12 protein-coding genes are annotated in these 14,210 nt (G+C 76.2%); 9 read left to right on the forward strand and 3 right to left on the reverse strand.

Going from position 1 to position 14,210, the window contains the following annotated elements; all coding sequences use genetic code 11:
* The first annotated feature begins 167 nt into the window (after positions 1 to 167).
* On the forward strand, positions 168 to 4,595 hold the full coding sequence (locus ACIGAN_RS30750) for an SAV_2336 N-terminal domain-related protein (protein ID WP_399862466.1): 4,428 nt from the start codon (positions 168 to 170) through the stop codon (positions 4,593 to 4,595).
* 170 nt (positions 4,596 to 4,765) lie between these two features.
* Positions 4,766 to 5,803, forward strand: coding sequence for a rod shape-determining protein (locus tag ACIGAN_RS30755; protein ID WP_365736701.1), 1,038 nt, complete (start codon positions 4,766 to 4,768; stop codon positions 5,801 to 5,803).
* A 58-nt stretch (positions 5,804 to 5,861) separates the two neighbouring features.
* Here the strand turns inward: ACIGAN_RS30755 and ACIGAN_RS30760 are convergent, their stop codons facing one another.
* Positions 5,862 to 6,815 carry an anti-sigma factor RsbA family regulatory protein gene (locus ACIGAN_RS30760; RefSeq protein WP_399862468.1) on the reverse strand — a complete coding sequence of 318 codons (954 nt, stop codon included), beginning with the start codon at positions 6,813 to 6,815 and terminating at the stop codon, positions 5,862 to 5,864.
* Positions 6,812 to 7,168: an STAS domain-containing protein gene (locus tag ACIGAN_RS30765; RefSeq protein WP_365088031.1), complete on the reverse strand. Its 357-nt coding sequence runs from the start codon at positions 7,166 to 7,168 to the stop codon at positions 6,812 to 6,814. Before ACIGAN_RS30765 ends, ACIGAN_RS30760 begins: the two co-directional genes overlap by 4 nt.
* A gap of 185 nt (positions 7,169 to 7,353) precedes the next feature.
* Here ACIGAN_RS30765 and ACIGAN_RS30770 point away from each other — a divergent pair, with 185 nt between their 5' ends.
* The 7 genes from ACIGAN_RS30770 to uppS all read left to right on the forward strand — a co-directional run bounded on the left by ACIGAN_RS30770 (position 7,354) and on the right by uppS (position 13,428).
* Positions 7,354 to 8,076, forward strand: coding sequence for an ANTAR domain-containing protein (locus ACIGAN_RS30770; RefSeq protein WP_399862470.1), 723 nt, complete (start codon positions 7,354 to 7,356; stop codon positions 8,074 to 8,076).
* A 199-nt stretch (positions 8,077 to 8,275) separates the two neighbouring features.
* Positions 8,276 to 9,478, forward strand: coding sequence for a hypothetical protein (locus tag ACIGAN_RS30775; RefSeq protein WP_365736708.1), 1,203 nt, complete (start codon positions 8,276 to 8,278; stop codon positions 9,476 to 9,478).
* A 1-nt stretch (position 9,479) separates the two neighbouring features.
* Positions 9,480 to 10,049: a hemerythrin domain-containing protein gene (locus tag ACIGAN_RS30780; protein ID WP_309093467.1), complete on the forward strand. Its 570-nt coding sequence runs from the start codon at positions 9,480 to 9,482 to the stop codon at positions 10,047 to 10,049.
* Complete coding sequence (locus ACIGAN_RS30785; protein WP_365736710.1) at positions 10,046 to 10,492, forward strand: DUF2243 domain-containing protein; 447 nt, start codon at positions 10,046 to 10,048, stop codon at positions 10,490 to 10,492. The genes ACIGAN_RS30780 and ACIGAN_RS30785 overlap by 4 nt, the downstream gene beginning before the upstream one ends.
* Entirely contained in the window at positions 10,489 to 11,253 is a 765-nt protein-coding gene (locus ACIGAN_RS30790; RefSeq protein ID WP_399862473.1) for a cytochrome c oxidase assembly protein, read from the forward strand. The genes ACIGAN_RS30785 and ACIGAN_RS30790 overlap by 4 nt, the downstream gene beginning before the upstream one ends.
* Positions 11,254 to 11,264: 11 nt before the next feature.
* Positions 11,265 to 11,402 (forward strand): hypothetical protein, encoded by a 138-nt coding sequence (locus ACIGAN_RS30795; RefSeq protein WP_365088025.1) that lies wholly within the window; start codon positions 11,265 to 11,267, stop codon positions 11,400 to 11,402.
* A 274-nt stretch (positions 11,403 to 11,676) separates the two neighbouring features.
* A complete protein-coding gene (gene uppS / locus ACIGAN_RS30800) occupies positions 11,677 to 13,428 on the forward strand; it encodes a polyprenyl diphosphate synthase (protein WP_399862475.1) in 1,752 nt (583 codons plus the stop codon).
* Between the two features lie 35 nt (positions 13,429 to 13,463).
* On the opposite strand, the gene ACIGAN_RS30805 is transcribed toward uppS, so the two are convergent.
* Positions 13,464 to 14,078 (reverse strand): RraA family protein, encoded by a 615-nt coding sequence (locus ACIGAN_RS30805; RefSeq protein WP_399862477.1) that lies wholly within the window; start codon positions 14,076 to 14,078, stop codon positions 13,464 to 13,466.
* Positions 14,079 to 14,210: the final 132 nt, after the last annotated feature.

The following is a 14,210-nucleotide window of genomic DNA, read 5'->3' on the forward strand; positions in this document are numbered from 1 at the left end:
CCCCGCCGCCCCCAGGCACGGCGACGGCCCAGGCCGCACCGACGCCCCCGAGCACCACCGGAACGGCCTCACGCCCGGACCTCACCGGACGGGGTGACGCCCCGGCGCCCAGCGGCCGGCCGACGGCGGCGGCGCAGGCCGCATCGGCACGCCGGAACGCCGCCGGAGTGTCGCCGGTCCCCGACCACCCCCTGACGCCGGGCGGTACGACCACGCCCGCGCGCCGCTCCCCCGTCGCCCGGCTCGCGGCCGTCCTGGCCGCGGCGGGTGCCGAGCCGACGCCGCGCGAGATCGCCGAACTGGTGTGGCTGGCGGGCCGGTTGGACGCCGAGCGGCGGGACGCGGCGCCGGAGGGGAAGGCGCGGCCCGAGGGCCCGGCGGCCACGGCCGGCCAGGTGGCCACCCCCGCCCCGCCCGCACCCCCCGGGAACGCGCCCCCCGGGGCGGCACCCCCCGAGCACCCGCCCCCGCGGCAGCAGCCCGCGGCGCGGACGGCCGGGCGGGTGCCGCTGACCCTGCCCGCCCCGCCCGCCCCGCGCTCCCCGGACCGGCCCCGGGACGGCGGCGGAACCCCCGTGCTCGCCCCGGCGCCGCCGATGCTGCCCCACCCCCTCGCCCTGCAGCGCGCCCTGCGCCCGCTGAAGCGCACGGTCCCCTCCCCGCACGCGCGGGTGCTGGACGAGCGGGCGACGGCCGACCGGATCGCCCGGCTGGGCGCCCACCCCGATGTGTGGTTCCCGGTGCTGCGCCCGGCCCCCGACCGCTGGCTGCGCCTGAACCTCGTGCACGACACGGGCCCGACCATGCCCGTCTGGCGCCCCCTGGTCGGCGAACTGCACACGGCCCTCGCCCAGTCGGGCATCTTCCGCACGGTCACCCTGCACCCGGCCACGCCCGACGGCCGGGCCCGCCAGGTCCCCGACCCGGACGACGGCCGCACCGCCACCCTCGTCGTCAGCGACTGCATGGGCCCGCAGTGGCGTCCGGGCGAGGCCGGCGACCGCTGGTACCGCACCCTGCGCCGCTGGGCGCACCGCATGCCGCTGGCCGTGGTGCAGCCCCTGCCCGAGCACCTGTGGTCCTCGACCGCGCTGCCCGCCGAGCCGGGCCTGCTGACGACCCCGGCCGCGGCAGCGCCCTCGGCGGCCCTGGCCTTCACCCCGTACGAGCCCGCCGCCCCGCCCCCCAAGCGGGCGCTGCCCGTGCCGGTGCTGGAGCCGGGGGCGCCCTGGCTGGCCCACTGGGCGGACCTGGTCGCCGACCCGGGCGGCGCCCGCATCCCGGGCGCCGCGGCCTGGCTGCCGCCCGCTCCCGCGCCGCCCGCGGAACCGACCCCGGACATCGCCGGTTCCTCACCCGAGGACCTGGTGCTGCGCTTCCGCGCCACCGCCTCCCCGGAGGCCTTCCGGCTCGCCGGGCACCTCGCCCTGGCGGTCCCCTCGGTCCCGGTGATGCGCCTGGTCCAGCGCGCCGTGGACCGCGCCCCGCGCCCCCAGCACCTCGCCGAGGTGATCCTCAGCGGCATGCTCACGGCCGTCCCCGGCCCGCCCGGCTCCTACGCGTTCCGGCCCGGCGTACGGGAGTTGCTGCTGCGCTCGCTGCCCCGCACGGCCCGCGGCCGGACGCGGGAGTTCCTCGCCGAGATCGGCGGCCTGATCGACGAGCGGGCGGGGCTCGCGGCCGGGGAGTTCCGGGCGCAGGCCGACGGCGGGCGGGACGGGTCGGGCCCGGCGTTCGCCACGGTCAGCGAGGAGACCGTGCGGCGGCTGGGCGGGCAGGGGCCGCCGGAGCGGCTGTTCGCCGGGCGCTACCGGCTGACCGGGCGGCACGGCCGGGACGAGCGCGTCTCCCGGGCCGTGGACGTGCGCACGGACCGGCAGGTGATCGTGCGCCGGTACCGTGCCCAGGCCGCTCCGCACGAGCGGTTCCTGCGGGAGGCGAGCGCGCTGGCCGGAGTGGACGACCCGCATGTGGTGCGGGTGGTCGACTTCGGGGTGGAGGGCGACACCCCCTACCTGGTGACCGAGTTCGTGGAGGGGCTGACGCTGTCGGAGGTGCTGCCGGGCCTGGACCTGCGGACCTTCACCCGGCTCACCGCGCAGGTCCCGGCCGGTCTCGCCGCGCTGCACGCCCACGGCCTGGTACGGGGCGAGCGCGGGCCGGCCGGGCTGCTGCTGCGGCCGGACGGCACGGTGCTGCTGAGCCGTGTCGCCCTGGGAGAGGAGTCCCGGGGCAAGGACGCCGCGTCGGACCTGGCCGGGTTCCGGTGGCTGCTGAGACAGCTGGCGGCGGGCGTGCGGGTGCCGCCCGAGCACCGGGAGCTGCTCGACCTCGTCGACCGGCGGAGGCTGCCCGAGGCCGCCGACCACGCGGCCCGCCTGGCGGCGACGGGGCCGTGGCCGCCGGCGCGCTCGTTCTTCCTGCTCGGCCCGCCGCGCGTCGCCGACGGCACCCGGGACGTCGAGCCGCCCTCCCCGGCGGCCCTGGCGCTGCTGTGCATGCTGCTGCTGCGCCCCGGGCGGCGCGTGCCCCACACCGAGCTGGCCCGGGGCCTGTGGGAGGAGCCGCTGCCGGAGGGCGAGGCCGCCGCCCGTCTGGACGACCTGGCGGCGGAGGTCCGCCGGGTGCTGCCCCACGACCGCCTGGTCTCCTTCGCGCACTCCTACGCCCTGCACGCACCGGACCTGTACGTCGACGCCGCGCAGTGCGAAGCGCTCGCCGCCGACGACCCCCGGCGCGCCCTGGACCTCTGGTACGGCGACGCCCTCGACGGCGTTCCCGGCCCGGCGGCCGCGGCGGCCCGGGAGCGGCTGCACGCCCTCCGGCGCCGCCTGCGGTCGGCCGTGGAAGAGCCGCCGGCCGTGGAAGAGCGGCCGGCCGTGGCGGACGCCGCGGAGCCCACCGCCGGGACCACCGCCGAGGCGGCCGCCGCGGCCACGGCCCCGACGATCCTGTTCGAGGCGGACGGGCTGCGGCGGCCGGAGGCCCGGATCACCCTGGAGTACGCGGTGCACGAGATGCTCGCGCGCGGGGCCCTGGCCCCCCACCGGTTCGACGTGCGCGTCCGCCCCGACGGCTACGCCGTGCACACCGCACCCGGCACCTATCTCCTGCCCGTCCTGGTCGCCGTCCTGCGCGGCCTGCCCGAGGCCCTCGCCGCACTCACCGACCCGCCGTCCCTGACCGTCACCTTCTGGGACCGGCCCGGCCCGCCCCCGCGGGTGCCGCCGGGGCCCGCCGGGATCCAGGTGGTCGTCTCCCCGGCGGTGTACGCGCAGTTCGCCGCGAGCTCGGCCGCCCAGGGGCCGGTGCGGTTCCGGCCCCGGTACCGGGACGGCGCCGACGGCGCGGACGCCCCGCCGGCGGCCTGGTACTGCGCGCTGACCCCGGCCGCCGCACCGCAGCCCGAGACCCGCGACCTGGTCGAGGGCCCCTTCATCACGCACGACCTGCGCCGGCTCGGGATACCGGCTCCCGGCCGCACGGCCGTCGTCCACGCCCGGCCCGACGGCCCGCTCACCCTCTTCGAACCGGCCCGGCCGGACGGGGACCGGCCGTCGCGTTCGGTGACGTACTACAAGGTCGACCTCACCACCCACCAGTCCCGCCACCGCATCTCGCTGCCGAGTTCCGGCAAGGGCGCCTTCTCGGCCGTGGTCGAGCTGTCCTGGCACGTGGAGGATCCGGTCGCCTTCGTCCGCGCCGAGACCACCCGGGTCCCCGAGCGGCTCCTGGGCCATCTGCGGGAGGAGGCGGCCCGGATCACCCGCCGTCATCCGCTGCGCCGGGCGGGCGCGGCCCAGCGGGCGGTCAACGCGGAGCTGCGCCGCTGGCCCGTGCCGGGACTGTCGGTGGCGGTGTCGGTGCAACTGGCCCCGGAAGGCGCCGCCCTGCCCCGGCCGCAGGGCCCGGCCCCCGCGCGCCGCCCCGCAGCCGATCTCCTCGGCGAGGCCGAGTCCGTGCTGCTCGGCTTCGACGGCCCCCTGGCCCGCCTGTTCTCGGCGCAGGCGGCGCACGAGGCCGTGCTGGACCTGCTCGCCCTGGTCGCCGGGCACCGCGACCGGGGCGCCCCGCCGGCCGGGGGGCGCGAGACGTTCACGCACCCGCTGGACGTGCTGCGGGCCTTCGCGCGGGACCCACTGGGCCCGCTCCTGCGCGACCGCCTCGACGCGCTCGAACTGCGCGCCGTCCCCGACGCGCCCACCACGCACCACTCCGTGCCCCTGGTGCGGGCCCTGCACGACTCCGGCCGCCGCGTCAGCGTCGTCTCGGACGTCGGCGCCCCGGCCGTCCACCGCTACCTCGACCCGTACGGCCTGCCCCTGGCCGGCACGCACGCCCGCGGCACGGACCTCACCCTGCTGACCCCGCACCCCGACTGCCTGCTGCGCGCCCTGCACGCCACCGGCGGCGGCGCCGCGACGGGCGTCGTCATCGGCTCCACGGTCCCCGAGCTGACCGCCGCCCAGCAGGCGGGCCTGCGCTTCGTCGGCCTCGCCCGCAACACCACCGCGGGCCGGCTGCTGAAGGAGGCGGGCTGCGAGACCACCGTCACCTCCCTGGCGCCGCTGCTGGAGGCCGCCCGCTCCCGGTAGCGAAAGGGCGAACCCCCCGTTCGGCGGTGCCCCGCCCGGCCCCCTCCGAAAGGCGGCCCGAGGCCCTCCCGCGCACGATGCGAAGGGAGGCCCGCCGCCCGGCGGCCCCACGTCTGCGAGGCCCGCCACCTGGCGGCCCCCCACGGTCTGTGCTCTCGGGAGGACCTGCCATGACCGCCAGTCTGGAGCAGCTGCGCCGCTGCCACTTCGCCGTCGACCTGGGGGCGGCCCGCACACGGGTCTACGTCAAGGGCGCCGGGCTCGTCGTCGACCAGCCGTCCGCCGCCGCCGTGAACACCCGCACCGGGGCGCTGATCGCGGTCGGTGAACTCGCGGAGCAGATGACGGGCCGCACCCCGGGCTACATCCGGGTCGTCCGGCCGGTCTCCGGCGGCACCGTCGTCGACATCGAGATGGCCCAGCGCATGCTGCGCCACCTGCTGGGCGACAAGATGCGCCGCGGCCTGCGCCGCAAGCCGATCCTGCGCGCCGCGGCCTGCACCCCGCACGACGCCGACCCGCTCGCCCAGCGCGCCGCGATCGAGACGCTGGTCGGCCTGGGGGCGCGGCGCGTGGAGCTGGTGGACACGCTGATCGCCGCGGCGGTCGGCTGCGGACTGCCCGTGGAGCAGCCCGAGGCGACCATGATCATGGTGTGCGGGGCGGCCGCCACACAGGTGGCGGTGCTGTCCCTCGGGGCGATCGTCACCGCCGAGCGCATCCCGGTGGGCGGCGAGGCCGTCGACCAGGCGATCGTGCAGCACCTGCGCCACGAGCACGAGCTGATGCTGCCGAGCCAGTCGGTCCGGCCGCTGCAGCTCGCCCTGTCGGGCAACGGCCTCACGCCGCACGGCCCGGCCTCGACGGAGATCCACGGGCGGGACGTCGCCACCGGTCTGGCCCGCTCCGTGCAGGTGGACACCGCGGCCGTGCGGGACGCCATCCAGACGCCGCTCACCGCGATCCTGGACGGCATCGGCAAGGTGCTGCGGTCCTGCCCGCCCGACCTGGTCGCCGACCTGGCCGACCGGGGGATCATGATGGTCGGCGGCAGTGCGCTGCTGCCGGGCCTGGACCAGATGCTGCGGCAGGCGACGGGCATGCCCGTGCACATCGCGGAGCGCCCGGACGTGTGCGCCGTGCAGGGGCTGGGCGCCATGCTGGAGGGCAGGATCGCGCCGCTGGCCCTGGACCCGCTGGGCAGCTGAGCGCCGGGGACCGGCCGGAGGGTGATCGGAAAGCGCCCTGAAGGCCGTCGCAGGGCGCTCAGAGGGCGAACCAGCAGCGCACGGTCGTGCCGCTGTCGCCCCGGTGCACCCGCACCAGGTCGGCGATCAGGTTGACCAGCAGCATCCCGCGGCCGCCGCGCTGGTCCCGGGGCACGGGCCGGCGTCCGGCCAGGACGTCCGCGAGCCGCCCCTCGTCCCGCACCTCGCACACCACGTGCCCGTCCTCGCTCCACACGCGCAGGACGCCGGTGCCGCCACCGTGGACCACGCTGTTGGTGGTCAGCTCCGCCATGGCGAGGGCCAGGTCGTCCCGCTTGACGCCGGTGAGACCGAGCCGGGAGGCCTCCCCGACGGCGACGTGCCGGGCGTGGGAGAGCGACTCGGTGTCGAAGGCGAAGGCCAGCGCGTGCGGGACCGGGTCGAGGGGCTCGTTGTAGCGGTCGACGACGTCGCCGGGGGCGTAGGCGGCGCTGTCCTCCGCCGTCCGGGAGCCCTCGGGGATGACGACGGGGTGGGTGGCGTGAGCGTCGGCGAGCACCTGCTCGGGCAGCGCCCGGGTGTCGTAGGGGCACAGGATGGTCGCCGCGCTGCCCTGGAAGGCGGCGTTGATGAGCGCCTCGTGCTGGGCGCAGGCGGGGTACTCGGTGTCGGACCGCCCGGCCCAGATGGGCTCGCCGATGATCCGCACCCGGCGGCCGGCCGGCTGGGCGTCGGCGAAGGCGCGCAGCACGCCGGGGATGATCCGCCCCGGGTTGCGTCCGGCCTCCTCCATGTCCAGGAGCCGCACCGCCCCGGCGTCGTCGCCCAGGGCGTCCCGGACGAGGGCGAGGTTCTTGCCGGGCACGGCGACCGCCACCGGCTCGCCGGCCGCCAGGCCGTCCCGGACGAAGGGCACCGTCACGTCGAGGTAGTCCTGCGCGTCCCGGTAGAAGAACGCGGGGTGGACGAAGGGCTCGAGGGGCCCGAAGGGGTCCGCCACGGCAGCGGTCATGACACGGTCACCTCGATCCCCTCTTGGTCGGGCCACAGCAGGTCCAGCGTGCGCCGCAGCGCCGCCGGCGGCCGGCACACCACGAACCGCCGCCCGTCCCGCAGTCGCCCGGCGGCGGCCGCGAGCGCGCCGGCGCCCGCCACGTCGACGAACGTCACGTCGGACAGCTCCAGGTGGTACACGTCCTCGCCCTCACGAACGGCTTGCTCGAGTACACCTTCCCAGATCGCCCGAGTGGTCAGTCCGACCTCCCCGGCCGCCCGCACTCCCCGCCCGCCGGTCAGCGGGAACACCGCCAGGCCCGGCGACGGCCCGTGGGCCCCGGCGGCCGGTACCTGATACCGAGTGTTCACGCCCCTCTCCCCACACCTTGTGACCCCAGCGCACGTACCCGCGCGCTGGGGGCTCATTCCCCCGATCCGCGTGTACTAAGCCGTACGGCGGGCAGGCGCATGCCACACCCGCGTCGACGGGGGCGAGTGACGTGGTGCAGTCCGGCGAGACGGACCCGACCGACGAGGACCGACAAGGCGGTGACATGACCTCTGCGGCATCACCACATCTGACAGGAGGACTGAACACCCTGGTCATCCGTGGCCGCGTCGACGCGGACCGTGCCGAGCTCACCCCGCGCGGCGAGCTCGTCCACGGCTGCGCGGACGTCCTGGCCCGGACCCTGGACGAGCTGCCGCCGGGCGTCACCCGGGTCGAGCTGGACATGGCGGACGTGCACTTCATGGACACGGCCGGGCTGCAGTTCCTGGACGTGCTGGGGGACTTCCGCCGCCGCCGGTCGCTGACCGTGACGGTGACGAACTGGAACGGCCAGCCGCGCCGCATCCTGGAGCTCGCGGGCCTGGACACGGCCGACCCGCTGGCCGGCCCGGACACCAAGGGCCCGGACGGCCACGGCGCGGACACCCTCGGCGCGGACACCCAGGACCCGGCCCTTTCGACCTCGGCGGTCGCCCTGGAGCGCGCGGAGCGTCTGCACGTGCTGCAGGAGGAGGTCGCGCAGTTGCGCCAGGCCATCGCGTCCCGCCCGGTCATCGACCAGGCCCGCGGCATCCTCATGGCCACCCACGGCTGCACGTCCGAGCAGGCGTGGCACATCCTGCGCGAGACGTCCCAGCTGTCGAACACGAAGCTGCGGGACGTGGCGGCGGCGGTGACGGCGAGCGCGGAGGCGGACGGCCCGGCCCCGCCGGCCGCGCTGCGCACGGCGCTGCAGACGGCCATCGCGCGGCGCCGCAAGGGCTGAACCGGGCGCGGCGCCGCAGGGGCTGAACCGGGCGCGGCGCCGCAGGGGCTGAACCCGGCGGGGCGGCTGCGGGCCGGAGGCTGCGGGGTACGCCGTTCCCCGCGCCCCTCACGGGTTCCGCACCGGCCCGCCGGTTTCACGGTCAGGGGGCTCGGGTACCCGGCGGCGGCCCGCTCCGCCCTCAGGCGAGGAGAACCCGATGGGTTTCAACCCCCTCGAGCACCAAGGCATCCCCCTCGACCGTCAGCTGCGCAGCTGGCGCGAACTGGACGTCGAGCCGATCGACCCCGACCACGCCGACCCCTACACCCGCTGCCGGATCATCACGATGAACGGCATCGAGGTGGAGGCGATCATGTTCAGCCACCAGCTCGCCCGCCGCTGTCCCGACCCGGACGTCAAACGGCAGCTGGCCGAGGTCCGTTACATCGAGCACCAGCAGCAGAAGGCGGTCAACTGGCTGCTGCCGGGCCTGGCTTCGGTCCTGGAGACCACGATCGCCTACGAGCAGGTGGCCGTGGACCTCACCGGCTGGGTGGCCCGCCACGAGCCCGACCCGTACCTGAAGCAGGCCTACGAGTTCGGCGTGCTGGAGGACTTCGACCACCTGTACCGGTACGCCAACCTCTACGAGATGATCGAGCACCGCAAGGCGGAGTCGATCGTCGACGGGCTGACCGAGGTGATGCCGGGCCGCCCGACGAAGTACCACCACCGCCACCCGGCCGACAACGTCCGCGAGCCGTACGACCGCTCGACCGTGAACCCGCTGTCCAAGCTGCACGCGCTGACGATCATGTCGGCGGAGCAGCAGACCATGAACTTCTACATGAACGTCGGCCCGCAGTACATGGAGCCGATCGCCCGTCAGCTCTACCAGGAGATCGGCCTGATCGAGGAGGAGCACGTCACCCACTACGAGTCCCTGGTCGACCCGGGCGAGACGTGGTGGGAGCAACTCGTCAACCACGAGTACAACGAGTGCTACCTCTACCACTCCTTCATGGAGCAGGAGCCGGACCCGAAGGTGCGGGCCATCTGGGAGCTGCACCTGAACATGGAGCTGGAGCACCTGCGCATCGCCTGCGACCTGATGCGCCGTCACGACGGCCGCGAGCCGCAGGAGATCCTGGCGCCGGAGCTGCCGAACGTCCTGACGTTCGAGGAGAACAAGACGTTCGTGCGCAACCTGCTCGACACCCAGATCGACCTGACCACCCTCGGCACCGGTTACGTCCGGGACGCGCACGAGCGGTTCGAGAAGCTGCAGGAGCAGATCCACGGCGGCGAGGAGCCGCCCAGTGAGCGCGTGATGGTCCAGCACGACGAGATGTTCGGCCGCGAGTACCGCGTGGAGACCGACGGCGAGCACCCCGACCCCACGCTCCGGGAAGGGCACTGACATGGCGGGGATCGCGGCGAGTGACACGGACGTCGTGGCGCTGCTGATGCGCCAGCACGGCGACATCCGCAATCTGTTCGACGAGGTGGAGCGGACGGCCGGGGACGAGCGCCGCGCCGCGTTCCGCGACCTGGTCCGGCTGCTGGCCGTGCACGAGACGGCCGAGGAGGAGGTCGTGCGGCCCTTCACCCGGGCGAACGTGCCGGGCGGCGAGCAGGTCGTCGAGGACCGTCTGAACGAGGAGCGGGAGGCGAAGGAGTTGCTGTCCCGGCTGGACGGCATGGACACCGACGACCCGAAGTTCCTGCCGGAGCTGCTCGCCCTGCGCCTGGACGTGATGGCGCACGCCCGGGCGGAGGAGCGCTACGAGTTCAACCACATCCGCCGCCACGCCGACCAGGGCCGCCTGGCCTCGATGGCCTCGGCCCTGAAGGCGGCCGAGGCGATGGCCCCGACCCGCCCGCACCCCGGTACGGAGTCCGCGGCGAAGAACCTCGCCGTCGGCCCGCTCGCGGCCCTGGTCGACCGCACGCGGGACGCCGTCCGCAAGGCCATGGGCAAGGACGGGTGACGTACCGCCGCTCACTGGCCGGTGGGGCGCTGTCGGGAGTCGGCCTCGCCGCGTTCGTCGACGAGGTCGTCTTCCACCAGCTGCTCCACTGGCACCACTTCTACGACAGATCCACACCCGACGTGGGACTGGTCTCCGACGGCCTGTTCCACGCCGGGGGGTGGCTGGCCATGGTGGCGGGCCTGTTCGTCTACGCGGACCTGCGCCGCAGGGGCGGGCCGCTGCGCCCGGCCTGGTGGTCCGGCGTCTGCCTGGGCCTGGGCGGCTTCCAGCTCTACGACGGCACGGTCCAGCACAAGCTGCTCCGCCTGCACCAGATCCGCTACGAGGTCGACCCGCGGCCGTACGACTGGACCTGGAACGCGGTCGCGGTCCTGTTCCTGCTGGCCGGCGCGCTGCTGTGGCGGCGCGCCCGGCGCACCGCGCGCGGGGGAGCGCGATGACGACCCCCGCTGCCCTGCCGGTCGCCGTCCTGCTGTGCTGCCTGCTGTACACGGCCGGCGCCGTCCGGCTGCGCCGGCGCGGGGACCGCTGGCCGGTGCGGCGGGACGCGGGGTGCTGGCTGGGCGGGGGCCTGCTGGTGGCCGCGTTCGCGGTGCCGTGGCAGCAGGGGCTGCCTCCGTTCTCCGCGCACACGGCCGCCCACGTCACGGCCGGCATGGCGGCCCCGCTGCCCCTGGTCCTGGCCCGGCCGGTCACCCTGGCCCTGCGCGCCCTCCCCCTGCCGGCCCGCCGCGCCCTGGTCCTGGTGACCCGCTCGCGCCTGGCCGCGGCACTGGTCTTCCCGCCGGTGGCCGCGGCCCTGGACATCGGCGGCCTGTGGCTCCTCTACCGGGGCCCCCTGCCGCCGTCCCTGCACCACCATCCCCTGCTGCTGGTGCACCTGTTCCTGGCGGGGCTGCTCTTCACGTTCGCCCTGCTCGCCGTGGACCCGGTGCGCCACCGGCCGGGCCTCGCCGTGCGGGCGGGCACCCTCCTGGCGGCCGCCGCGGCCCACGCCGTACTGGCGAAGAGCCTGTGGGCGACGGGCCCGCCCGGCACCGCCCACACCCCCGCCGACCTGCACCTCGCCTCGCAGCTCATGTACTACGGCGGTGACGCGGTGGAGATCGCCCTGGCCCTGTCGCTGGCGTTCCAGTGGTACCGGGCACAGGGGCGATCACTCCGGCCGCACCGGGGTACCCGGCAGCCGGCACCGGCATAAGGAGACCCGCCATGACCGACCAGACCCCGTCCCAGGCCGAAGGCGACCGCGAGGACGAGCAGCACACCGCCCCCACGCCGACCCCGACCCCGTCCCAGGCGGAGGGCGACCGCGACGACGCGGAGCCCGAGGAGGACGACACCGCATGACCGACCCGGGCCCGGCCCTCGAAGCGGGCGGACACGCCGGAGGACCGCACGCACCCGGCCCGCGAGGCCGGCCCACGGTCCCGGCGCCCGGTGCGGCGGCGTCCGCCCGCCCGCCCGCGCGTCCCGCCCGGTGCGCCACCGCCGCTTCCGCCGCGGCGGTGCGCGCGTGAGCCGTCGCGGAACACGGGCCGTGGTCCCGGTGGCGGACACCGTGCGGCGCGGCCCCGCCCCGGGTGCTCGGAGCGCCGTACGGACGGGACGTAATGTCCTCGGTGTGAGCGATGCGCCTGCCGACCCGGCCCTGCGGGCCGCCTACCGACTGTGCCGACGCCGGACGAGGACCGAGGACCCGGCGGAGTACGCCCTCATCCAGCTGGTCCCCGCCCCCCTGCGCCCGGCACTGCACGCCCTGTGGGCCGCGGCCAACGCCCTGGACGACCTCGGCGACGACCGCACCGCCCCGGCCGCCGAACGGGCCGCCCGGGTGGAGGCGTGGATCGCCGCCCTGCACCGCGAACTGCCCACCGGCACCAGCCCGGACCCGATCCGTCACGCCCTGGTCGACACCGCCGGGCGCTGGCGCCTGGACCTGTCCGACCTGCGGGACGCCATGGCCCAGGTCCGGGACGACACCGAGGGCCGGCGCTTCGCCGACTGGGCGGAGTGGCGGGCCTGGGGCCGGGAGAACCTGCTGCCCTGGTTCGCCCAGGTCCGCGCGATCCTCGACCGGGCGGGCGTCCCCGTGGCCCTGCGCCTGGACACCCGGGAGAGCTACGAGGAGTTCCTCGACGGGGTCCGGCTCACGGACATCCTCACCGACCTGTCCGCCGACCTGGCCCAGGGCGACCTGCTGCTGCCCGCCGAGGCCCTCGCCCGGCACCCGGGCTCGGCGGAGGACCTGGCCCGGCTGCGCTGGAGCCCGGCCGTGTCGGCCCTGGTCACCGACCTGACGGGCCTGGCCCGGCGGTGGGTCGGCCAGGAGACCCTCACCCGCGGCATGCACCCCGGCCCCGCGACCGTCCTGCACACGATGGCCGCCCTGCTGCGCGCCCAGCTCGACGCCGTCGACGCGGCGGGCCCGGCCCTGCTGCGCACCCGGCCCCGCCCCCCGCTGCGCACCCGGGCCCGCATCCTCGCCCCGGCCCGCACCCGCGCGGCCCTGGCCTGGTCCCTGACCCCCCTCACGCTGCCGCCGTCCCGCCCGCCGGGCGCCCCGCAGCCGGTCCCGGCGCCCACCCGGCCGGCCGGCGCCCCCGTCTTCCGCCGTCCGCCCCCGCACCCCAGCGGCGAACGGCCCCCCGCCATCCCGGCCGCCCGCCTCCCCACGCACGTCGCCGTGATCATGGACGGCAACGGCCGCTGGGCGCAGCAGCGCGGCCTGCCCCGGTACGAGGGCCACCGGGCCGGCGCCGCCGCCGTCCGCGAAGTGGTCCACGGCGCCCTGGAGATGGGGCTGCGGCATCTGACGCTGTACACGTTCTCCACCGAGAACTGGCAGCGCGACACCGAGGAGGTCGACGCGATCCTGGGCCTGCTGCGCGACGAGGTGACCGACAACCCCTTCCGGGACCTCGACGTCCACATGCGCTGGCACGGCCGCGCCGGGCGGCTGCCCCCCGATCTGGCCGATCTGCTGCACCTGCGCGAGCGCACCACGCGCGGCCGGACCGGGCTGACGCTGACGATGTGCATCGACTACGGCGGCCGGGACGAGATCACCCGGACCGCGGCCGCGCTGGCCCGCCGGGCGCGGGCGGGACAGCTGGACCCGGACCGGATCACGGACGAGGACTTCGCCCGTCATCTGCCCCATCCGGACATGCCCGACGTGGACCTGCTCTGGCGCACCGGCAACGAGCAGCGCACGTCCAACTTCCTGCCGTGGCACGCGGCCTACGCGGAGCTGCACTTCACGCCCGACCTGTGGCCCGACACCGACCGCCGGCACCTGTGGCAGGCCGTCACGGCCTACACCCACCGCCAGCGCCGCCTCGGCGCCGAGAGCCCCAACCCCCTGTCCCTCTGAGCGGGCCGGCTCACCGGTCGGCCGGGGGCGGCCGGTCAGCCGGTGAACCCGCCCTCGCTCAGCGCCTTGTCGACGCGGGCGCGGTGGTCCGCCTCCCACGCGTCGAGGGACTCCCCGGCCTCCTTCGCCAGCTTCGCCCGGGCCGCCGTGAGGATCTCCTCCCGGCGGGCGGCGGGGGTGACGACGATGCCCTCCTCGTCGGCGACCACGATGTCGCCGGGGTGGACCAGCACCCCGCCGACCCTGGCCGGCTCACCGAGCGAGCCGACCTTCTCCTTGGTGCCGGGGATCGGGATGACGCCACGGGAGAAGACGGGGAAGCCCGCCTCGCGCACCTCGCCCAGGTCGCGGATCACGCCGTCGACCACGAAGGCCGCCACGCCCCGGCGCTGGGCGACGGCGCACACGTTGCCGCCGGCCAGCGCGTAGTCGACGTCACCGGACTCCACGACGATGACCGCACCCGGTTCGGACCGGTAGACGGCGGCGTGCAGCATCAGGTTGTCGCCGGGCTCGCACCGCACGGTGAAGGCGGGACCGGCGACGCGCGGGGAGTTCCACAGCGGACGGATGCCGATGTCCATGACCTGCGCGCGGCCGAGCAGGTCGGCGAGGGTGGTGGGCGGAACGTCCTTGAACGCGTTGTCCATTGCTTCCTCTGTCTCGGTGTCGAGGTGTCCCGGTCCCGGATCGCTCAACGGCCCCTCCCGGAAGGCACCTTCGTCGAAGGCCGACTGTACGGTCCGGTCCGGCTCCGGGGAGGGCCGTGCCCCGGGGCGGCG

This window comes from Streptomyces sp. NPDC085931, from assembly GCF_044540565.1.
Lineage (GTDB): Bacteria > Actinomycetota > Actinomycetes > Streptomycetales > Streptomycetaceae > Streptomyces.

Bases quoted from the DNA above. Each gene is read 5' to 3' on its own strand.
- ACIGAN_RS30780 (WP_309093467.1), top strand. From the start codon at position 9,480: ATGGCGGGGATCGCGGCGAGTGACACGGACGTCGTGGCGCTGCTGATG.
- ACIGAN_RS30805 (WP_399862477.1), bottom strand. From the start codon at position 14,078: ATGGACAACGCGTTCAAGGACGTTCCGCCCACCACCCTCGCCGACCTG.
- ACIGAN_RS30775 (WP_365736708.1), top strand. From the start codon at position 8,276: ATGGGTTTCAACCCCCTCGAGCACCAAGGCATCCCCCTCGACCGTCAG.
- ACIGAN_RS30795 (WP_365088025.1), top strand. From the start codon at position 11,265: ATGACCGACCAGACCCCGTCCCAGGCCGAAGGCGACCGCGAGGACGAG.
- ACIGAN_RS30755 (WP_365736701.1), top strand. From the start codon at position 4,766: ATGACCGCCAGTCTGGAGCAGCTGCGCCGCTGCCACTTCGCCGTCGAC.
- ACIGAN_RS30760 (WP_399862468.1), bottom strand. From the start codon at position 6,815: ATGACCGCTGCCGTGGCGGACCCCTTCGGGCCCCTCGAGCCCTTCGTC.
- ACIGAN_RS30790 (WP_399862473.1), top strand. From the start codon at position 10,489: ATGACGACCCCCGCTGCCCTGCCGGTCGCCGTCCTGCTGTGCTGCCTG.
- ACIGAN_RS30770 (WP_399862470.1), top strand. From the start codon at position 7,354: ATGACCTCTGCGGCATCACCACATCTGACAGGAGGACTGAACACCCTG.